Raw genomic sequence first — 19,906 nt, 5'->3', positions numbered from 1 at the left:
CATTCCGAACAGAGAAGTTAAGCCCGCCAGAGCCGATGGTACTGCAGTAAAATGTGGGAGAGTAGGTCGGTGCCAAATCTTAAAGTTAAACCCCCGTGCATATGCATCGGGGGTTTCTTTGTTTATAGGCTTTTTGTACACCTGTCCAGTCTGAGTGTATCGAAGACCTGAGCACACTACTAATGGTTCGACAAGCTCACCAGGAAAAATATAACAATTAGCACTATAGTCGTATAGGTGATGCTGAACAACCAACGAGTTAGAGTGATTAATTTTCTGCTTTCTTAACCATATCTTTAATTACCTTATCCAACTGCTCAGTACTGTCAGAAAGCATATCACATATGTTGCTCATGTTTTGATCCAGCTCCATATTGCTGAGAATACCCGTTAGCCCCTGTATGTTGGCTAGCGGCCGGCGCAATACATGAGACTGCTCCCAACCTATTTGCTCCAGCATGGTAGTTTTGTCTGCCAACTCTATTTTTGTCTTCTCCAGCTCAGTGTTTGAATTTACCATTTCTGTAATGTTATGACCAAGGCAAAAAACACCTAAGGGCTCACCATTATCGTCCATCATGGCGCGGAACTCCCATTGAGTAACCACATAGCCGCCGTGCCCATCATGTTTACGTATGGTTGCTGGGAAGGACCTGTTTGGTTCGTTAAAGCAACGCACAGATGTTTCTTCGCAAACACGCCGATCGTCATTATGCATGGTGATAAAGTAGGGCTGGCCTACCAGGTCTGAATAACGGTAGCCAAAAGTACGTGCGTAATGCTTATTCACATAGGTATAAGTGCCGTTCATACCGGTTGTAATCACGTAGTAAAAAACCGAGTCTTCGAGCAGATGTATGGTAGAGGTAACCTTGTGCATTATTATTGTTAACAGCACGACACATTCCGTGTTTTAACTGCATCGTAAATTACTTACGGAAAGTATTAAAAATTCTTTTAATTGTAAAACCCCACTTAAAATCAACAAGAATGTTACATGCTCACTTAGCTTATGTATGCAGGTTTAGTGTTCAGTTTTTTGCGTCAAATCGAAAATGAACACTTGAGCTAATCGCTTATTTACCAGCAAGAACCACACTTTTTCACACCGTTTGCAATAGCTATTTTCATGATTATTTGCATTAAAGCAGATTTTTTTGTATATTAACTATTCAGCTGCTATAATGGTTTTCAGATCTATCTCAATTATGTTTCCTGAAAGCTCTGGCGATTCTCTCCCCAATTTTCCAAGTGTGGTCGGCATAGATTGCAAAATTTCCTATCTTAACGGCTCAAACCTTTTATACCAAAACTTATGAAAATTGCTATGCTCGGCTCCGGCTTTATTGCGCGGTTCTATGCCGATTCGCTGGTGGCGCACCGCCGTGTAGATCAGCTTTTTGCTGTGTACGGCCGGAGTGCAGATAAAGCCAAAAAGTTTGCTGATGATTACAAGCTATCCTTCCACAGCACCAGTATGCAGGAGGTGATTGAACACCCTGAGGTGGATGTAGTGGTAATATCTCTCCCCAACGATCTGCACCTTGCCGCCGTTGAAGCCTGCGCTAAAGCAGGTAAACATGTACTTTGTACAAAGCCGCTTGGCCGCACGGCGGCAGAGGCAAAACAAATGCTGGACCTTGTAGAACAGGCTGGCATTATGGGCGGTTACCTGGAAGACTTATGTTACGGACCAAAGTTCCTGAAATCGCTGGCAAGTGTTAAGGCAGGCGCCCTGGGCAGGATACTATGGGCCAAAAGCCGCGAAGCGCACCCCGGCCCGCACAGCAACTGGTTTTGGAACAAAGAGCAAAGCGGGGGCGGTGCCATTGTAGATCTCGGTTGTCATTGTATCGAGATCGCGCGTAACTATATTGGTAAGGACATCAGACCGGTTGAGGTGATGTGCTGGGCAGCTACCCAGGTACACCCTATTGATGCTGAAGATAATGCAATAGGTATGGTGAAGTACGCTAATGGCGCTATCGGCCAGTTTGAGGTGAGCTGGTGTTTCCGCGGCGGAATGGACCTGCGCGACGAGGTGATGGGCACCGAAGGTACCATCTGGCTTAATAACTTTTTACGTACAGGGTTCGATATGTTCAGTACAGGTAAAGGTGGCGGCTACGTTGCCGAAAAGGCGGAGAGCAGTAGCGGCTGGCTATTCCCGGTTGGCGACGAAGTAAATGAACTTGGATATAATCACATGTTTACCGACATGTTTGAAGCGATCGAGCAAAACCGTGAGCCGGCTGAGACCTTTTACGACGGGTATGTGGTGAACGCCATTATTGACGCGGCCTACGCATCTGCCAAAAGTGGTGTGTGGGAACCTGTTCAGCTTGAGGACTGGCGCGGTAATAACGATACCAAAATTGCTACTGAATTCGCCAGCTATGATGAACAATATTACCTTATCAAAGAAGAAATACTTCCGCACGGCGATAGAAAACTTATTCTGAAAGATAAAACCACTGGAGAGGTTATCGTAAGGGACTTGTAAGCTCACAGCTACCACCTAACCTCTGCCGCGGAACTTTAAAAAGCTTAAGTGCGTATGTCAAATAAAGAAAATATTCAACTCTTGCTCCCCCTTTAGGGGCTATGGGGTTAAAGGCTTAAGGCTTATGAACAGAAGAAACTTTTTATACAGCAGTGGTATACTGGCTGCTGCTATGCCGTTGCCGGGCTTGTTAGCGTTTGGTGAAGCACCGGCGTTATCAAACCCGGGCATACAGCTCTATATGGTAAGAGAGGAAATGGCGAAGGACCCGGAAGGCACCTTGAAGCAGCTGGGCAAAATGGGCTATACTCAGCTGGAAAGCTATGGCAGCGACAAGGGCGTGTTTTGGGGCATGAACAACAAGGCTTTTCAAAAGCTTGCCAACGGATACGGCCTTAAGCTGGTATCTACCCATCATAATCCGATGCCTGTTACGGAATTTGAGCAACTTGCCGCTCAATCGTCAGAGATAGGCATGAAGTATTTGATATGCCCGTGGCTGGGACCTCAAAAGTCGATAGACGTATTTAAACGAGCGGCTGATGATTTTAATAAGCGGGGCGAGATTTGCAAAAAGCACGGTTTGCGCTATGGCTACCATCCGCATGATTACCCGTACAAGCTGGTAGACGGGCAACTACCAATTGATGTGCTGTTGGCGAATACTGATAAACAGTTGGTAGATTTCCAGATGGATGTTTACTATACGGTCAGCGAAGGGCGCGATCCATACGCCTACCTGTTTAAGCACCCTGGCCGCTTTAAACTGATGCACCTGCGGGATGTACTGAAGCGGCGACTGCCAAAAGGCAGTAAGGAGGAATCGGCTTGTGATTTGGGCGAGGGTATTATCAACTTTCCTAAGCTTTTATCAGCAGCGCAACACAGCGGCTGCAAATACTTTTTTGTTGAGCAGAGCCGCTATGACCACGAAACACCGCTGCAAAGCGCTGCTAAAAATGCAAAGTATCTTAGCCGGAGCCCCCTAGCCCCCTAAAGGGGGAACTTTGAAAAGCTAGGTTAATTATGTTATTGAAGGACTTGTCCATTACCTGTTCCCCCTTCAGGGGGTTAGGGGGTAACAACAAAGCCCTTTGATAACTCAAAGGGCTTGTTCATTGTATGCAGTTTAGGTTATAGCAAAAATATTTTAAAGTAAATCTGTCCGTATTCTCCCCAGTCCTTCAATGCTGATTTAAGGGTAGTTGCCAGGCCTGCTGCGTTCACCGCTTTTCCCTTGTTAGGTACTTTAAGTGATGTTTCGGCAACCGGCAGGTCGGTAACTTTAGTAGCAAACCAGGTTACATTCTCGTGAGGCAAGGCTACACCCAATATCATACCGGGTAAGCCGGTGAAAGTTTCGGGGCCGCCGCTTACCGGGATCTCCTCAGAATAAAAAGCTACCACGTATATGGAGTCCATTACCACGGCATTGGCGCGGCGGCATTTGTAACCTGCTATTTCGCGGGTCTCGTCGGTTATCTTCCAGTTAATTCTACGTACGGTATCTTTTACCAGGAACAATTGCTCAAACACCTTTTTATTGGCCGTACTAATGGTGGTGTTCAGGTCGGTGAAGATGGTATTGTTTTGCTGCGCAATAGGCTCATTACCAAAAAAGTTGTTATTGTTTGTTTCTGGTGGTTCCTCAGGTGTAAACAGGGTTTTGTTATTGGTAAAAGTTAGCGTGCTTTTTAGTGTTTTAAACTGCGGCTGCGTTTTTTTGTATTGCTCCAGTGCAGGTGCCAAAAAACTCTCGTTGTCAGGCGTCATGCGTTTTTTCAGGAAGGCATACATATTTACCTTTTTCTCAAACTCAATAGTACCGCTGGTAGTAAAGTGGGCGTTTTGAGCCAGTAAGCTGCCGCTGAACAGGCAGGTAATAAGGGCTATAATTGATATTCTTTTCATGATCGTTATTTCTTTGCAGGTGCTCCGCCACCCATTTTGTTAAAGTCCCATTGTACCGAAAGCATAAAGTACCTGCGTATTGTAGTGTACCTGCTTTGAGAAATGTATAACCCGCTGGCATTGCGGCTAAAGCCAGAGTTTTGGTTCAACAAGTCATTACCGCTAAGTATTAACTTCAGGTTTTCTGCCTTGAAGAATGTCTTAGTGATGTTAGCGTTGATGATGGTTTGTTCAAATGGGGTATCAAACGACTGGGTTGCTGCCTGGTACTGGTATTCGCCATCTGCGCCCACTTGTATCTTACCGGGCAGGTATACATTAAACCTGCCGTTTGCATTAAAGCCGCGGCCGTTGTTGTTACGGTTGGGGTTAAGTGATGATTGACCACGGGTATACGTTGGACCGGCGCCAATATCAAAGGAAAATTTCTTTTGAACGTATTTATTAAAGTTTAAGCGGCCACTTATGGTGTTAGATGTTGTTTTATTCTCTGCACCATTTTTTAAACTGTAATAAGTATTGCCATTAAGGTTAGCGCTTAAGCCAACATTAAAATCAAGCGCCGCGATTTTCCTGTCAAAGTAAAAACCACCATAGTAGTTTGCCTGCTTCCTGTTCGGAAGGTTAAGGTACTGGATGGTGTTCTTGCCAGATGTATCGGTAGTGATATTGTTTACTATCGGATCTGTAGTGAAGGAGTAAGAGCCGTACCCCGACAAGTACTGGCCGGTAAGCGTTTTGTAGGAGTTGAAATTGATGTTAAAGCGGTGCGTAAATGACGGACCCAAATCCGGGTTACCTATTGTAATGTTCAATGGGTCATTGTTGTTACGGATAGGCTGTATCTGGTCAAACGTTGGCTGTGTTGGACTGCCATTGTAACGCAGGCTAAATGATTTTTGCTGAGAGAACCTGTACTGATAAGTAGCTGTAGGGTTCCAGTTGGTGAAGCTTCGTTTAAAGTCGTCTCCTGTTACCTGGTCTACCTGTTTAAAGCGCACGGCCGATACCTTTGTACCAAAGTTGATAGTTTGCTTACCCTTTTTATAGTTGAAGATAGCGCCACCCTGGTTAGCCAATTGATTGAACTTGTAATCGCTGCTGAGTGAATCTACAAGGGAATTATATACACCAGGTGAGGTTTGGTCGAATGATTTGCGGTCAGCCTCGCTATTGTTAATGTTCAATCCGTAATTAAGCACCACAGAGAAGTACTTGCTAAACGGTTCGGTATAGGTAACGTTGGTAAGCACTTTGGTGCTCATCATATCGTTAGTTTTATACTGGTCTATAACGCGGCTGCTATCCAGCAGACCCGCTTTAAAGTAGTCTGTAGTAGCATTAAGGTTACCCTTTGATTTGCTGTCGCTGGTACCTACAGTAAAGTTGACAGAGAAAGTACGGCCTGTTTTCTTTAGTTTTTTGTTGTAAAAAGCCGTTGCGTTAAATAATTGCGCATCGGTGTAGTTACGTAAGCTGCGATCCTGGCGGTTAAGTAAGGTATCATTCTGCATACTTTCAGACAGGTTACTACTGCGTGTACGGGAGTTTTTTAGCGTACCATCTACCGTCACCTTTAAGTTAGAGGTGGAGTCGATTTTTACCTGGTACATCGCGTCCAGTTTCTGACGGAACATGTAGTTGTTGTCGGTTCCGTCGGCATTGGTTTTTAATGAACGGCCCGGGAGGTCATTTTGTGTTTGGCTGTTATTTGTGCCATCAACCTCCAGCGAACCTGCTTTATAGTTGGTGTTGATAGACTGCTTATCAGCATCAAATTTTTTGTCGTAGTGTAAACCGCCGGTGTATGCTTTTGGCAGGCCCTGGCCGTTGTATCTTCCGTCGAAAGAATCCAGGTCATCGCCGCCGCCACCAAAGATGAATATCTCGCCGTTATCGCCAAACTGCAAACCGTCAGAGTTGCCCAGCTTGTTGTTATCTTCCCAGCCTAGCCCGGTTTTACCTGTGTTAGCTGCTGTAGCATAGCCCGAGAATTTTTCTTTGCCTTTAAAGCGATTGAACAAAGCCTGGCTTTCGTAAAAACCATCAGTACCAACACCGCCGTTTACCTTACCAAAGTAGCCGTTCTTTTTATCTTCTTTTAGTTTAATGTTAATGGTTTTGGTTTTTTCACCATCATCAATACCTGTGAAGGTAGCCTGGTCGCTTTTCTTGTCGTATAGCTGCACCTTGTCCACCATATCTGCACGAAGGTTTTTAGTAACCAGGGTAGGGTCGTCACCAAAAAATTCTTCACCATCTACCAGTACCTTTGGTACGGCTTGTCCCTGCGCGGTAATTTTACCGTCCTTATCAACCTGCATACCTGGTAGCTGCCTAATCAGGTCTTCTACTTTTGAATTTGGTTCTATCTTAAATGCAGCCGCGTTATACTCGGTAGTATCGCCTTTAATTTTTATGGCGGACACGGTACCTTTAATCAGTACCTCTTTAAGCAATCTGGACTTGAGCTGCATGTTGATGCTGCCAAAGTTGTGATCGGTATGGGCCGAGTCAAGCGTAAACTTTTCTACATAATCTGCATAATCCGGGTAGGTGACCATCAGGATGTAGTTTCCTTTGTTAAGCCCCGAGATACTAAAAGCGCCGCCGGTACCTGCGCGGGTAAACTTGCGTAAGATGGAGTCTTTAGCATTTAAAACGCTGACGCTTGCATTAAGTAATTTTGCGTTTGATGCGGAGTCGATAGCGGCACCTTTAACAGAGTAACTTTTTTGCGCAAATGCCGCTGCAGAAAAAAGAAAAAAGAGCAGGAGGGTAGAAATTGTGATCTTCATACTGATGGTTTACGGGGGAACAAGATATAACTAAATTCTTAGTAATAGAATTTTTAATTGTTAAAATCTGTTAAAAACATCATTAGGATTGTTAAATCACAATATTGTTACTAAAGCTTCACAATTTTTCCCTGGTATAAAATTTTGGAGTTTGCGCTAACAGTGCAGATGTACATACCCGGCATAACATTCAAACTTATAGCGTTTTGTAAGCCATTTAACGTTTTGCTAAAGCGAAGTATACCCATGGCATCGTACAGTTTCAACTCGTAGGTGTTCAACTCACCGGTAAGGATATTTAATTGCGTGCTTACAGGGTTTGGATATAGGGTGATTTGGTTCGATTGAAGCAAAATAGCGCTTGCAAGATCAGAGTAGATAGCGCTTCCATCTGTTTTGGTCAGCCGCGCGCGGTAATAGTTGATCCCCTTTTTAGGATTTGTATCAATAAACTGGTAGCTCAATGCTGTTTTAAGGGCCGAGTTGCCAATATCTGTATACATGTTAATACCGGTTTGTTTTTCCCAGGTAATACTGCTTAGGTTGAAAACGCTGCCCACGTTGAGCGTTAGTTTTATACTGTTGTTGTTATTTACCTCTGCCAGTATGTTTTTAACATAACAACCGGTACCCTGTGTAGTGGCATTAATGGTATAACTGCGTACTCCCTCAAAACCATTCCCCGTTGCGCTTACTGCAAAGTATTTAGAGGATTGCATACCGGTTGGAATAATAACGGTGGTGTCGGTAACTGTAGTAAGTTGCTGTAGCTGGTTATCTTTTAAGTTATAAACGATGTATTTGGTAGCGCCGGGCTGAGGGCTCCAATGAAGCAATGTGCCATCTGTACAGTCGAAGCCTACATCCAAAGCTAGCGGTTTGGAGATGATAAACTCTTTACTCAGATGATCATTACCGTTAATGCTCATCTTTAGTATGGCTTTGGTGAAAACGTCGGGAACGTTCCATTTATAATAACCTCCGGAGAGCGGGACGGAAGCAATGGCCTGCCAGGTGGCGCCATGGTCGTAGCTTATGCTCAGTTTTCCGTTGGTAGCTGTAAAAGTATTTTGCCACCGCAGGTAATTGTCTTCTGTTGCCAGAATTTTGTCGGCGGGTGATGGATACGTCCATTCAAAACTGTTTGCCTGCTTTGTATTGTAGGCAATATAGAACGGTTGGCTCGCGGTGATAACCCGGCTGCCATTAACCAAAATAGTATAAGTACCAGCTGCTGGATTTTTGAGCGTGATCTGTTCGGTATTATTTAGAGTATCGCGCTGTCTGGTTGCCGGCTTGGTGAGTGAGTCGGTATTCGGATAGCTGCTTAAAACCCAGGGCAACAGTGTTTCGCCGGCAGGAGTTTGTATTGACAGATCAAGATCATTAATGAGCGCATAAGGCGCATTCAGCGTAGCGGGTGCATCGTTCCACGCTAAAGCTATTTTCAACATACTGCAATTGGCTGGTACGGTTACCTGGTAAGTGGCTCTGGTTTGGTTGCTTACCGTGCCGGAGAAAAAGCGATTGTTGTTGATGGATCTTACCGCCTCAAGGGCATTCATTTTTCCATAACCGGTTTTGAAGTCTACTTCGGGTGTGCCAAGGTCATCGGCAGTATTAATCAGGATGCTTTTTAAAAGGGCGGCGGGTGGCTTTTTGTTAAACTTTAGCTTGTAAGCTTGTTGCATTAACGCTACCGTGCCCGATGCAAGCGCCGCGGCACCTGAGGTGCCATCTTCACCATCGGCAACGAGTTCGGGTTTTACCCGGCCGTCGTAGGTCGGGCCGGCGGAGCTTAGCGCCTCAGGAATGTTGGTGCGCCCGGTACCACCTACAACCAGTACGTTCTTGGCCTGCTTAAAGGTGCCAGACAGGTTAGCTACGTTTGCTAACCCATTGTACAGGCCTGTGGCAGGTGTACTTGTGCCAATATTGCCAGATGAAAAAACATGTATGAGGGTGTCATTCTCGTACAATTGTTTATCGTACGCCACAGCTTCGATACCATAATAATTTTCGATGCCGGTGCCGTAAGAGTGGTTTTGCAGCGCAATGTTAAAATTGGTAAAGTACGGTAGGCTGTCTGGCAGCAGTGTAATAAAGTCTGACGAAGTAAGCTTTACGGCAGGAGCAGCGCCCAGCCCTTTTATGTAAGATATGCCGCTGCCACCAATAAGCGTAGCCATAACAGTGGCGTGGTTAGATATAACATCGGACCGGGGCGCAGAAATAAAAGAGCGGCCAAGGAGATCAAGGTCGGTTTCGTCGTAGGTTTGTTCTTTCAGGCTCACGTTTATGCCTGTGCCGTTTAGCTCAGGGTAGGAATCTGTAACAGCAGCTATGCTGTTCACACCTAAATCCAGATTACCTATGGCAAGTTCTTCATGTGCCTTTCGAACCGGAGATGCAAAGATTATGTTTTCGTCCGCCAGTAAAGCGGGGAGTTGTTTCAGAGGGACATTTACAACGACGTTATTGCCGTTGGCAGAGACGATATTAGCAACGGCCCTGATGTTGTTAACGCTTGTTGCGTTTTGCCGCCGAAGCACCAGGGTAACTTGCCTATTGCTGTTTGGGTGCGATGCAGCTTGTAACGCGAGGTCATCTGTGGCTTTCCATAAGGCATTTGCGGGTGCAACGCTAAGCAGGTTTTCGCCAGTATTTATTTTGGACGTAGAAGCAGCAATGTAATAATCATAAGAAAGGCGTTTAACAAGCCGCAGTTTGCTGGCATCTGCAGGGCTTTTAAGTTGAACCAGGAAGTATTTATTGCTATCAGCTTTGTTTTGCTGGAGATCGGCCTTATTTGTATAAACGCTATTCAGCTGTTTTTGATATCGGGTAAGTTGCGCCCTAGATAAATTGGCACAAAGCGTCAAAACTAATAAAAGGCAGCTCCCTTTTTTTAACATAGCAGGCAGAAATAATAAAGGGGAATTTTCACTCCCCTTTACCAATCAATAAAATTAAACATTAACTGTGAAATACGTTTTGCTTAGTACAGGTAATTCAAAGCTATTTTATCATTTGAATTAAAGGTGCGATCGCCGCCGTTAGAGCAGGCCAGCATCCACGAAGCAGCATCAGCTCCGGCTGGTGTACCCGGAATTAAAACTGCACCCACGTTTGATGCACCTTCGTTTGTTGCAGTACCACCGCAGCTGTAAGAACGATCAAAATAATCGGTATGGCGGAAACCAATGCAATGGCCCAACTCATGTTGTAATACCGAGGTTAGGTAATTAACATCCGGATTAGTACCGTAAGCTTGTGCGTTAGTATTCATTTGTATTTGGCTGTAAGGATTGCCTTTACGAGTAGGGAAACCTGAAGAGCCTAAGGTGATGTAACCGCCGCTAGGGCCTTCGTTAAAGCCAATCACCTGGATCTGCCCGCCGGTGCTTACAAACTGGAACTTAAGTGTTAAGTTAAGTGCATTGTAGCGGGCAAGTGCGTTTTGTGTTGCCGTAGCATACACGGTTGGCAGGTTTGATACCGATACAGTTACTGTTCTTGGCAGGTTTTTTACCAGGTTAGTGGTACGGTACTGCTCAGCTTCGGCAACACGGAGGAAAGAGCTGGTAGCCGCATCAGCCATATTCTCATCGGTAAGCATAATGTCGCCTTCAACTAAATAGCCGCCGTTTACCTTGTGTACATCATCTGTACTAAAGCCCATGTTGGCAATGGATTGAAGCGCTTGGCTGGAAACTTCGGTTTTAGCTACTGGTGTAGCATCTGTAGTTTTAGTGTTTTTCTGGCAAGCTAATAATACGCTCGACAGCAGGGCTATTGATAAGCCTGTTCTTGTTAACAAATTAGTTTTCATGTAAGTGTAGAGTTAATTCAAGTTAAGTTAAGTGAGTGAAACAGTTAGATGTGTTAATTTTCGTGATTGTTGTTGACTGGCCGGTCAATTTCTAGTACGTTAATTGTAACGTGTAAGTTACGTATTTTTTAACAAAAAAGAAAAATCCTGATGAAACACGAAAAGGTTAAATAAGCTGTATAGCAAATTTAACCCATGGTAAATATTACCTGTAGGAAAGGAGACTTTACCGGCTAATGTTACGCCTGGTAAGTAAAAGGGCTTTTAAAAGATTTAAAATCCGGAAGCTCCAGATCTTTTGCAGATAGTACCGCATTTGCCTCGTTAATTCCCCACCCGATAGCAAGTTCAGGATCGTTCCATACTACTCCTGTTTCTGACGCCTTGTCGTAGTAGTTGGTTACTTTGTAGGTAAATATGGTATTGTCTTCCAGTGTTACAAAGCCGTGCAGGCAGCCAGCTGGTACCCATAGCTGCCGGTTGTTAGCCGCTGTAAGCTCAACTGCTACATGGCGCCCGTAAGTTGGCGAACCCACCCTTGCATCAACTGCAACATCCATTACACTACCCTGTAATACACGTACAAGTTTACCTTGCGCAAACGGATGTGCCTGAGCATGCAGGCCCCTTACAGTGCCTTTTTGTGACATAGACTGGTTGTCCTGTACAAAATCAGCTTCAATGCCCAGTTCAGCAAGGGTGCGCTTGCTGTAGCTTTCAAAGAAGTAACCACGGTCGTCTGTGAATACTCGTGGCTCAAGTATCAATACTCCGGGAATAATAGTTTCAGTAACGTTCATAAGTTAATCTACAGTTTTCATCAAAGTGTTAAACAATACAAACCGCTCGGCAAATTGTTGTTGATGAAGCTCCTGGAAGCCAAAAAGATGGGTGCGATAATAGTCCTGAAAATTTTCGATGGTGTCTGCTATAAACTGTACGCAATAGGTTATGCCATCGTTAGGAGAGTCAATAACGGTGAGTATTTGGTGTGAGCTAAAGCAGCCGGTGGCCATGATATCAGGAATATGTACTTCCCTCATCCAGGTGAGCCATTCCTGCTCAACAGTATCTTCCAGTATATAGGTATCGTTATAGATTATCATTCGGCAAAAGTAGTAAATGATTTTAGACGAAAGAATGTTGAATAACGACGGGAAAGCTTAGGACGAATTCTTATCGCCTCTTAAAAGCCTAAACCTCTTACGGGCTTCGTTAAGCCACAAACTACCCGGATAATCGGCAATTATTTTCTGATAATAAGTTTTGGCGAGATCGGGGTTGCTAAGACTGTTCTCGTAAATGTCGCCCAGCATGTACACCGCATCATCAGCCCAAAGGTTGTCGGGGTATTTATCTGCAATTTGTTTAAGAAGCGTAATAGCATTAGCATAATCTTGCTGTTGCATAGCAATTTTTGTTTTTGCCATCAATATATCAGCTGCAAGGCCGTTTTCAGGATATTTTTTGCCTATGCTGTCCAATGTTTTAATCGCTTTTTCAGTCTGTTCCGAAAAGATCAGTAAATCGGCCCTGGCATACATCTTTAATGCTGCGCCTGTACTGTCCGCTGCTAAGTTGTCAGATATCAATAATGATAAATTTAATGCATCATTAGCAATCAATTGCGTAGTGGCTGCTTTTAAAACATCCAGTTGGCCTCGGCTCCACGTAAAATCGCCCATATAATAGGCAAGCTTCGCATTTCTGAAAAGAGCCTCTTGCCCAATAGCCGTGCTAATTGCAGAATTGTCTTTCTCTACCTGGCTGTATTCCAATGTGGCATCCCAAGGACGGTTATTAAGCAGGTAGACGTCGCCAAGGTCAAGTTTACAGGTCGCAATGAGGTTGGGCCTTGCACCTTGAATGTTAACTGCAGCTTGTAGAAGAGATTGTGCCTCTTTTAACTTGTGAAGTTTAAATGCCTGTAGTGTTGCCAGTTTTTCCATGGCGAATAGTGTACCGCGGTTCCGGCCGAATTCTTCTAATAAAGTAAGATAATCCTGTTCCAGGCTAAGCAAATCTGCCTGGGTGTATTTACCACTGGTAACCTTTAGATTTCTGGTGTTTAAAATTTCAATCTTAGCAGAAACGTAGTTGGGGTTTTCTTTACCTTTTGAAATAACGTACTCATACCCTCGTATAGCAGCATCAAAAGCATTATTGGCTACTAATGTGCTGCAGAGTTCAAATACACTGCTTCCATCATCGTTTGTACGGCGGCTTAAAGCAAGCGCCTGGTTAAGCGCCTGGTCGTATTCTTTCTGTTGTAAAAACTGCCATGTAAGCAGGTTAATGTATACTACCTGCTGCGGATCTTTTTGTATGCGCTTAAATAAGCTAAACTTAAGCGCTTCATAATCCTGGCTTCCTTCATAAACTGTTGCCAATACGCTTTGCGCCTGGTTTATGAAAGATGGGTTTGACGGTAGAAAGTTAAGGTACTCTTCTGTTAGAGCAGGTTTATCTCGCTTATAGCGGTACAGATTGATCAGCTCAAAAGAAAAAAGTGCATCGTTGCGCAGCACTTTTCTGCCTTGTAAAAAGATGCGTATCGCGTAATCTACATTGGCATTTTGGTAAAACTGGGCGGCAATGGATGATATTTCATTCTGATCTGCCGGGAGGTTCTTTATCAGGTCCGAGTAAACAGCATCTGCTTTGTCTGCCTGGCCCTGCTGCGTGTATACCGATCCAAGCGCTATGACATACTCATTGCTGCCCGCGTGCCGCTTAATCATCTTTTTTGTGATGCTTTCGGCTTCGTCAAACTTTTTGTTGTTCAACAAGGCGCTTAAATATTGTTGAAAGTACAACTCGTTATCCTGTTTATACAACTTCAGATAAATATCCAACGCTTTCTGTTGTTCGCCATTTTGAGCATATTGGCGGGCAAGCAATAAATCATTATCTTGAGCAAAAAGCCTGGTGGCAGATACAAGTGTGAATATTAAAATGGCTAAAAACCGCTTCATTTATGTTGTATATTTATGTGCGCCCAGGCATTGTATATAACGTTGTTACAGGGTAAAATTGTAGTGACATTTAGATTTGCGTTGTTTTAAATAGGTACTTTGACCCTGATAATTAATAAGCCACATACAAATGCCCGGCCGCTTAAGAACTTTATTATTTTTTGCTATTGCTGTACTACTGGGTGCGTGTAAACAACAAGAAGACCAGCAAATACCTATTGGCAATTTTTTCAGAACGCCGGAAAAGAGCTTCTATAAGATCTCTCCCGATGGGCAGTTCGTGTCGTACCTCAAGCCTTATAAAGATAAACAAAATATATACATCAAGTCGTTAAAAACGGGTAACGAGCAAATGGCTACATCGTACACCGATTACTCTGTACGCGACTACTCCTGGACCTTTAACAATCAGATTGTATTTACCCAGGACATTATTGCTAACGATGAGTTTAGGGTTTTTACACTGGATGTTGCCAGCCTGAAGATTAAGAAGCTGCTTAACCTGAATAATGCGCGCATACGTATATTAAACCGCAATAGACTAAGACCTGATATTATTACCGTTGCTATAAACAAGCGTGACCCTGCTAACTTTGACGTGTACCATTTAAACGTTAAAACAGGTGAATTAAAGCTGTATTTACAAAACCCTGGTAACGTAACAAAATGGTACCCCGAGCCTGATGGTACCATCAGGCTGGAAAAGTTATCTGACGGTGTAAACGAAACTATACTGTTCCGCTTAAACGAACAAACAGCTTTTAAGCCCGTAATCAGAAATAACTTTAACGATAAGGTAGAGCCGATTGCTTTCACAGGTGAAAAGAACTACTTCTACGCGTTATCCAACGTTGATCGAGATAAAACTGCCCTGGTTGAAATTGATGCTGAGAGCGGTCGTGAAGTAAAGGTGTTGTATGCCAGCGCTAACGCGGACATTATGGATGTGGCCTATAGCAAAAATAAGCGCCGCGTGGAGTTTGTTTGGTGGGATGAAGCAAAGCCCCAAAAGCATTTCCTGAGCAACGATATCGAAAAAATATACAGCAGCCTTTCTAGCAAGCTTAAAGGTGATGAGGTAAACGTGGTAGATCGCGATAGCCTGGAGAATAAATTTGTCATTAATACTTATACTGACAAGTCGCCCGGAACCTATTATTTATATGAGCGTAATAGCGATAAACTAACCAAACTCGGCGACGTTTATAGCGGCCTTACCCCGTCGGCGTTTTGCGCCATGCAGCCGGTTAGTTTTAAAGCGACTGATGGGCTAACCATTAACGGATACCTAACCGTACCAAAGGATAAAGAGCGCAAGAATTTACCTGTGGTTGTAGTGCCGCATGATGGTATTTGGGGACGCGACTCATGGGGATATGATCCGGAGGTGCAGTTTTTGGCTAGCCGCGGGTATGCCGTTTTCCAGGTAAATTACCGTGGATCTGCAGGGTACGGCAAAGCCTTCAGGCGGGCCGGCTTTAAACAAGTTGGCGGAAAAATACAAAGTGATATAACTGATGGCGTACACTGGCTTATTGAGCAGAAAATAGCTAACCCTAAGAAAATTGCGATTTTCGGTGGGGGATTTGGCGGCTTCTCGGCGCTTTACGGTGTCTCGTTCCATCCGGAACTTTACAACTGCGCTGTGGTGAAATACGGCGTGATAAACTTTTTTACTTACCTGAAGGATGCACCTGCGTTTTATAAGCCTTATCTTAAAATGACCTATGAAATGATAGGTGACCCTGAGAAGGACGCAGAGCAGTTGAGGGCAATATCGCCGGTTTTCCATACCGATAAAATTAAAAGTCCGCTACTGATTTTTCAGGGCGCTAAAGATCCGAGGGCGAACATAAGCGAACTAAATCAGTTTGTTAGAGAGCTAAAGAAGCGTAATGTGCCTGTAACATATCAGCTTAAAGAAAATGAGCGCGCCTTCTTCCGTAGCGAGCATAATCGTATGGAAATGTATGCTGAAATAGAAAAATTTTTGGCAACAAATATGCAGGTTAAACCTTAACCTGCTATGACGGCGCCTAAAAAACACGTTTACCGAACCAACTTTACACTGATCACTGCTTTTTTAGTACTGATAACGGTAACGCTTGTCATTGCTATTTTTGTAAGCTATAAGCTCACGGCCAAGTATGTCGAGAATGAATTTACATCCAAGAAGATAGAGGTACAGGAACAAACCATAAAACCCTACAACGATTTTTTCCAGATCAAGATCCCGGAAATTACCTCTTACAACGGCTTTCTTGATTCGGCATCGGCCGCTAACTATGCTTCTACGGTGTTTAAAAGTTACCCTTTTGTACGCAAGGTACTTTTCTACGATATACAAATAGGGAAGCCAGTAAGCCAGGTTGTAGCAGATCAAGGCATATTTGTTAAGGCTGTTTACCGTTACAAGCCTAAGCACGGCAAAGTTTTCGGCCAGAAAGATATGTCGGTGGCTAACGACGATGACTTTAAACAGATGGCCTTAAAGCTGCACAACTTTATTAATGTAGCGGATACCACAAGGCTGCCCTCGCAGGATGAGATATTTCGCACCTTTTACAACGTTAACCCGGACAAAATAAGTTACCTCAACATTCCGCGCAGGGAGGATATAAAGATTTACCGGGCGGTGCTCAAAAACCGTAAATCGCAAAACTTTGGTAAGCAGAACATGCTTACATTTTCGCTTGACCCTCATTTTTTAAAGGTAAACAATACCCATCCCGAGCTTTACCAAGATGTTACCATTCAACCGGTTGTGTATGATCCGCTGGATGTAGAAAAGGAAAAGATCATTACAGAAGTTGCCTTGCCTGGTGCCTTCTCCAACTTCAAATTATACTTCAGTTCCGAAAGAAGCCACCTAAATCGCGAGATTGATAAAAGGTATCTTCCTATAGGTGCGGTGTTGTTCCTGATATACTTTTTCCTGGTGCTTATTAGCTACCTTATTTACCGAAACCTAAATGTTAACCTCAAAATATTTAAGCTCCAGTACGACTTTATAAACAACTTTACACATGAGTTTAAAACGCCTGTAAGTGTTATTAAAATAGCCGGCTCGAATTTAAGGGGTGATGGAGAGCTTAGTGAGCGGCAGCGTAAACACTATGGTAAAATATTGGACGAAGAAGCCGATAAGCTGAACGAATTGATGAATAAGCTGTTGTCTTTTACTCAACTGGAAAACCGCTCTATACGTATAAAGCGCGAGGAGATAGATATTCAGCACTTTGTTAAAGGGTATATAGATACTTTTAAGATAAAGTATCCGGACTTTAACCTCAAATATATTATGGATAACGTTAGTACCTTTTACAGCGATCCGGTATTACTGGGCAGCGTTTTCCAGAACTTAATGGAAAACGCGTACAAGTACTCGCATCCTGGTAAGAAGGAATTGCTGATCAGTATAAAACAGGATAAAAGAAATATCGTATTTTCATTTGCAGATAAAGGTATTGGAATGGATAAAAGTGAGCAGGGGGATGTGTTTAAGAAGTTTTACCGTATAGAGAACCAATATAATCAAAACGGAAGCGTTGGTCTCGGGTTGGCTTTCTGTAAGGAATTAATGAATTTTATGAACGGCAGCATTACGGTGAACAGTAGACCTAATGAAGGTTCAACGTTTATTGTTACATTGCCACTTGAAAGCTAAAGCGATACATACAAATAGCACATGAACAAAGAAATTAAGATAGCGCTGGTTGAGGACGACGAGAACCTGCGGTTTTTGGTAGCGGAACGCATGCAGAGCGAAGGCTACAAAGTGTTAGAATCTGGTAATGGCGTCGAGGCTGAAAAAATGATTCTTGTCGAGCAACCTGATATTGTTCTATTAGATTGGATGCTACCTGGCAGGCAAGGTTCCGAAGTTTGTGCTAGCTTAAGGGAAAAGGGCTTTGATAAGCTGGTAATTATGATGACCGCTAAAGCGCAGGATATAGATAAGATAGACGCCTACAACTTTGGCGTGTCTGACTACATCACCAAGCCTTTTAACATGGATGTGCTTGTTGCCATGATTGACAGCAAGATAAAGTTTTCTTTAAACAGCGGTGAAAAAACCGAGTCGCACAAGTTTGGCAATATGGAACACCTGCCAAATACCCACCTTTTAATACGTGACGGACGTAAGACCGAGCTTACAATTCTGGAGAACAGGATATTGCTTTATTTCCTGAAGAACAAGAATAAAGTGATCAACCGCGAAGAGTTGATGATGGAAGTATGGGGTTACAACGCCGATGTTAATACCCGTACGCTTGACATGCACATAGTACGCTTAAGGAAAAAGATTGAGAACAATCCTGATTCGCCAACTTACCTGCAAACAGTTAGAGGGATTGGTTACAAGTTCGTGTACTAGCAGCCTGTTAAGCGGACTTTTGGTATACTTTTGAAATGATAAAGTCTTTGTAGAAAGTTTTAACAGCTAGTGTTTCGTAATGAAACTTTGCGAATTGTCCTTTTGCATCTGGCAAGTGCCACGACTCTACTCCGCAGAGTAATTTAAAAAATGACAGCATGCTTTTAAGCATTGCCTGCTGCCACCATTTGCCGGTAAGCTGGAAATCAGTATACAACCATATTCCGGAAGGTTTGAGCATTTGGTGTATGTGGTTGAAGGTTGCCGGGAGATGTTCTTCGGTATAGTTGTCCAGTAAGAATGGGGTAATAACCACATCAAATTCTGTGTTTAATTTCAGTTCTTCAATGGCGGTGTTAACAAAGTTTACCTGGTTGGCGCCATAGCTTCTTTTCCGCGAAAGCTCCATCATATTTGCGGATATCTCCACATAGGTAATGCTTAAAGCATGGGGATGCACCCTTGCTATTTCTTCCAGTATCCACCCCGTTCCTCCACCGATAACAAGTATATTGCTGTGTGCAGGAATATGACCTAGTAAAAAGGTTTGCGCGTTAATAATCGCTTTCCCGAAAACCAACCCTGATAGCCGGTCGTAAAAGCATGCAGAATTATCATAATTAGCCTGCATTTTAGAAGAAGTTGAATATTACCAATACTACATACTGCAGCACCAGTACACCGTCCAGGTAAAAAAAGTAGTAGTATTCGTTCTTTTCCCATTTAGAACGGAAGATAAGCCAGCCCATTAAAGCCGCGGTAAGCGCAAGTGCGAAGAAGTCTTTGTTGAAGCCATTATTTCTGAACAAGAATAGCAGTACAATATATCCGGCAAGCAAAAACTGGCAAAATAAGTAAGCGTTCTTTTCTCCCCAGGCAACAGGGATTGTTTTGAGGCCGGATTGCCGGTCCTGGAAAAGGTCGCGTATATCAAACGGAACGGTTAGCGCACCAATAAGCAGGAAGCGCTTTGCTACCAGGATCATGGTATCGCGCATGCTCACATCAGCTATATGCAGGTTCTCTGCTTCCAGTATCGGCAGCAGTACACAACTGAGCGTCCATACTACTGTTATCAGGAATGGCTTTAGGCCAGGAATATTGCGCAACCCAAATTTTTGTTCGCCAACGGTAAACAGTGGTAGGCTATAGCAAAATGACAGTACCGACAAAAACACCAGCAATATGCGCGACTCCATTGATAGCAAAAAAAACAGCGGAATAAGCGACAACAGTGATACAATTGTAAAGGTCACCATCAAACGGTTGTGGCTGAAAAACCATCGTACACGCCTGTAAGGGGAGAGCTCGGGCCGCTTGGGTTTACTTAGCAGAATGCTGAAGTTGTAAATACCGAGGGTTGATGTAAAGAGAAGCCCGATAGCTGCGGGAACAGGCTTTGCATCAATCAGGTGAAAAGTTACCAGTGCCTGCGCTACTGCGCATAAAGACATGAATATATTACTGAAGAGCAAAAAATCTAATGCAGCAAGCAGTAATTTCTTCATA

15 protein-coding genes and 1 rRNA gene are annotated in these 19,906 nt (G+C 43.7%); 6 read left to right on the top strand and 10 right to left on the bottom strand.

The annotated features are described in order from the left end of the window. Positions 1-78 (top strand): 5S ribosomal RNA (rrf, locus tag DYU05_RS21565); the annotation flags it as partial. Between the two features lie 190 nt (positions 79-268). Here rrf and DYU05_RS20780 read toward each other — a convergent pair. Continuing rightward, positions 269-880 (bottom strand): PAS domain S-box protein, encoded by a 612-nt coding sequence (locus DYU05_RS20780; RefSeq protein WP_117385097.1) that lies wholly within the window; start codon positions 878-880, stop codon positions 269-271. A 435-nt stretch (positions 881-1,315) separates the two neighbouring features. Here DYU05_RS20780 and DYU05_RS20775 point away from each other — a divergent pair, with 435 nt between their 5' ends. After that, the gene (locus tag DYU05_RS20775; RefSeq protein WP_117385096.1) at positions 1,316-2,503 is read left to right on the top strand and encodes a Gfo/Idh/MocA family protein; all 1,188 of its coding nucleotides are present in this window, start codon (positions 1,316-1,318) and stop codon (positions 2,501-2,503) included. Positions 2,504-2,627: 124 nt separating this feature from the next. Then, the gene (locus tag DYU05_RS20770; RefSeq protein WP_117385095.1) at positions 2,628-3,500 is read left to right on the top strand and encodes a sugar phosphate isomerase/epimerase family protein; all 873 of its coding nucleotides are present in this window, start codon (positions 2,628-2,630) and stop codon (positions 3,498-3,500) included. 137 nt (positions 3,501-3,637) lie between these two features. Here the strand turns inward: DYU05_RS20770 and DYU05_RS20765 are convergent, their stop codons facing one another. The 7 genes from DYU05_RS20765 to DYU05_RS20735 all read right to left on the bottom strand — a co-directional run bounded on the left by DYU05_RS20765 (position 3,638) and on the right by DYU05_RS20735 (position 14,019). Continuing rightward, a complete protein-coding gene (locus DYU05_RS20765; RefSeq protein WP_117385094.1) occupies positions 3,638-4,414 on the bottom strand; it encodes a GLPGLI family protein in 777 nt (258 codons plus the stop codon). Between the two features lie 5 nt (positions 4,415-4,419). Then, on the bottom strand, positions 4,420-7,212 hold the full coding sequence (locus DYU05_RS20760; protein ID WP_117385093.1) for a TonB-dependent receptor: 2,793 nt from the start codon (positions 7,210-7,212) through the stop codon (positions 4,420-4,422). A 110-nt stretch (positions 7,213-7,322) separates the two neighbouring features. Further along, positions 7,323-10,127: a S8 family serine peptidase gene (locus DYU05_RS20755; RefSeq protein ID WP_117385092.1), complete on the bottom strand. Its 2,805-nt coding sequence runs from the start codon at positions 10,125-10,127 to the stop codon at positions 7,323-7,325. An 83-nt stretch (positions 10,128-10,210) separates the two neighbouring features. Then, a complete protein-coding gene (locus DYU05_RS20750) occupies positions 10,211-11,044 on the bottom strand; it encodes a M57 family metalloprotease (protein WP_117385091.1) in 834 nt (277 codons plus the stop codon). 239 nt (positions 11,045-11,283) lie between these two features. Then, complete coding sequence (rfbC, locus tag DYU05_RS20745; protein WP_117385090.1) at positions 11,284-11,844, bottom strand: dTDP-4-dehydrorhamnose 3,5-epimerase; 561 nt, start codon at positions 11,842-11,844, stop codon at positions 11,284-11,286. A 3-nt stretch (positions 11,845-11,847) separates the two neighbouring features. Beyond that, the gene (locus tag DYU05_RS20740; RefSeq protein ID WP_117385089.1) at positions 11,848-12,150 is read right to left on the bottom strand and encodes a DUF4286 family protein; all 303 of its coding nucleotides are present in this window, start codon (positions 12,148-12,150) and stop codon (positions 11,848-11,850) included. Positions 12,151-12,207: 57 nt separating this feature from the next. Continuing rightward, entirely contained in the window at positions 12,208-14,019 is a 1,812-nt protein-coding gene (locus DYU05_RS20735; protein WP_117385088.1) for a tetratricopeptide repeat protein, read from the bottom strand. A gap of 130 nt (positions 14,020-14,149) precedes the next feature. Here DYU05_RS20735 and DYU05_RS20730 point away from each other — a divergent pair, with 130 nt between their 5' ends. The 3 genes from DYU05_RS20730 to DYU05_RS20720 are packed head-to-tail and all read left to right on the top strand — an operon-like array spanning position 14,150 to position 18,397. After that, positions 14,150-16,039: an alpha/beta hydrolase family protein gene (locus DYU05_RS20730; RefSeq protein ID WP_117385087.1), complete on the top strand. Its 1,890-nt coding sequence runs from the start codon at positions 14,150-14,152 to the stop codon at positions 16,037-16,039. Between the two features lie 6 nt (positions 16,040-16,045). Continuing rightward, positions 16,046-17,686 carry a sensor histidine kinase gene (locus tag DYU05_RS20725; RefSeq protein WP_117385086.1) on the top strand — a complete coding sequence of 547 codons (1,641 nt, stop codon included), beginning with the start codon at positions 16,046-16,048 and terminating at the stop codon, positions 17,684-17,686. Between the two features lie 21 nt (positions 17,687-17,707). Further along, complete coding sequence (locus tag DYU05_RS20720; protein WP_117385085.1) at positions 17,708-18,397, top strand: response regulator transcription factor; 690 nt, start codon at positions 17,708-17,710, stop codon at positions 18,395-18,397. A gap of 7 nt (positions 18,398-18,404) precedes the next feature. On the opposite strand, the gene DYU05_RS20715 is transcribed toward DYU05_RS20720, so the two are convergent. Then, the gene (locus DYU05_RS20715) at positions 18,405-19,028 is read right to left on the bottom strand and encodes a class I SAM-dependent methyltransferase (RefSeq protein WP_117385084.1); all 624 of its coding nucleotides are present in this window, start codon (positions 19,026-19,028) and stop codon (positions 18,405-18,407) included. A gap of 1 nt (position 19,029) precedes the next feature. After that, positions 19,030-19,905 (bottom strand): UbiA prenyltransferase family protein, encoded by an 876-nt coding sequence (locus DYU05_RS20710; protein ID WP_235854077.1) that lies wholly within the window; start codon positions 19,903-19,905, stop codon positions 19,030-19,032. Between the last annotated feature and the right edge of the window lies 1 nt (position 19,906).

It is taken from the genome of Mucilaginibacter terrenus, assembly GCF_003432065.1.
GTDB lineage: Bacteria > Bacteroidota > Bacteroidia > Sphingobacteriales > Sphingobacteriaceae > Mucilaginibacter > Mucilaginibacter terrenus.
Note: the sequence above shows the minus strand (reverse complement) of the source record. Positions and strands in the feature narration are given on the sequence as shown.

What these genes read in the sequence shown, in the direction of transcription:
- DYU05_RS20780 (WP_117385097.1), bottom strand. Translation starts at nt 880, where the DNA reads ATGCACAAGGTTACCTCTACCATACATCTGCTCGAAGACTCGGTTTTT.
- DYU05_RS20775 (WP_117385096.1), top strand. Translation starts at nt 1,316, where the DNA reads ATGAAAATTGCTATGCTCGGCTCCGGCTTTATTGCGCGGTTCTATGCC.
- DYU05_RS20770 (WP_117385095.1), top strand. Translation starts at nt 2,628, where the DNA reads ATGAACAGAAGAAACTTTTTATACAGCAGTGGTATACTGGCTGCTGCT.
- DYU05_RS20765 (WP_117385094.1), bottom strand. Translation starts at nt 4,414, where the DNA reads ATGAAAAGAATATCAATTATAGCCCTTATTACCTGCCTGTTCAGCGGC.
- DYU05_RS20760 (WP_117385093.1), bottom strand. Translation starts at nt 7,212, where the DNA reads ATGAAGATCACAATTTCTACCCTCCTGCTCTTTTTTCTTTTTTCTGCA.
- DYU05_RS20755 (WP_117385092.1), bottom strand. Translation starts at nt 10,127, where the DNA reads ATGTTAAAAAAAGGGAGCTGCCTTTTATTAGTTTTGACGCTTTGTGCC.
- DYU05_RS20750 (WP_117385091.1), bottom strand. Translation starts at nt 11,044, where the DNA reads ATGAAAACTAATTTGTTAACAAGAACAGGCTTATCAATAGCCCTGCTG.
- rfbC (WP_117385090.1), bottom strand. Translation starts at nt 11,844, where the DNA reads ATGAACGTTACTGAAACTATTATTCCCGGAGTATTGATACTTGAGCCA.
- DYU05_RS20740 (WP_117385089.1), bottom strand. Translation starts at nt 12,150, where the DNA reads ATGATAATCTATAACGATACCTATATACTGGAAGATACTGTTGAGCAG.
- DYU05_RS20735 (WP_117385088.1), bottom strand. Translation starts at nt 14,019, where the DNA reads ATGAAGCGGTTTTTAGCCATTTTAATATTCACACTTGTATCTGCCACC.
- DYU05_RS20730 (WP_117385087.1), top strand. Translation starts at nt 14,150, where the DNA reads ATGCCCGGCCGCTTAAGAACTTTATTATTTTTTGCTATTGCTGTACTA.
- DYU05_RS20725 (WP_117385086.1), top strand. Translation starts at nt 16,046, where the DNA reads ATGACGGCGCCTAAAAAACACGTTTACCGAACCAACTTTACACTGATC.
- DYU05_RS20720 (WP_117385085.1), top strand. Translation starts at nt 17,708, where the DNA reads ATGAACAAAGAAATTAAGATAGCGCTGGTTGAGGACGACGAGAACCTG.
- DYU05_RS20715 (WP_117385084.1), bottom strand. Translation starts at nt 19,028, where the DNA reads ATGCAGGCTAATTATGATAATTCTGCATGCTTTTACGACCGGCTATCA.
- DYU05_RS20710 (WP_235854077.1), bottom strand. Translation starts at nt 19,905, where the DNA reads ATGAAGAAATTACTGCTTGCTGCATTAGATTTTTTGCTCTTCAGTAAT.